This is a genomic window from Methanobrevibacter oralis (assembly GCF_001639275.1).
GTDB classification, from domain to species: Archaea; Methanobacteriota; Methanobacteria; order Methanobacteriales; family Methanobacteriaceae; genus Methanocatella; species Methanocatella oralis.
Map to the genome: position 1 here is coordinate 1 of NZ_LWMU01000029.1, position 605 is coordinate 605.

A 605-nucleotide genomic window follows, 5' to 3' on the forward strand; every position below is an offset into this window, starting at 1 on the left:
AATGATATGTCTTGTAAATATGCAGTGTCTGCTAAAACAACTCTGGGATGTTGGTTTAAATTAGATTTTATTTCATATAACATTGGTAGAAGTTCATTGTGGTCAGTTGGATTCGTTGTTAAGTATTGGGCAACAACCATTCCTGTTTTACTGTCTATTGCAACTTGATAATTATAATTAAGACCATAATTACCTTTTTTATCTTTCATCCACCTTGAATCAGGGTCAGTTAAACTAATAGTGTGCATTCCATCATATTTTGCCTTTAAATAGCATAATAAACTAAAAATATACTCTTGTTTTTCAACACTAATCAAAGCAATTTTCAAAAGTTTAATAGCCTCATAATTTAATTTAAAATGTATTTCATCAATTAATGGCACCATCCTTCTGAATTTAGCTTTATTGGAAAAATATCGACTTAACATCCACCAAACACCATTTTTAGCCCAATTTGAACCATAAGTTAAAATAAGATCTTCCAAAAATTCAATTTCTTCGATTCTAATTAAACGGAAATTACTGGCATTTGCTTTAACAATCGTTCCATCAACAGCAACACACTCTCCATCAATTAAATTAACTTTCATACCAAAACTAACTAT

At 29.4% G+C, this 605-nt stretch carries 1 protein-coding gene; it reads right to left on the reverse strand.

Translation table 11 applies throughout. From position 1 onward, the window contains the following. The coding region (locus tag MBORA_RS00645; protein WP_156482683.1) for a transposase at positions 1–590 on the reverse strand (590 nt) is incomplete at its 3' end. Between the last annotated feature and the right edge of the window lie 15 nt (positions 591–605).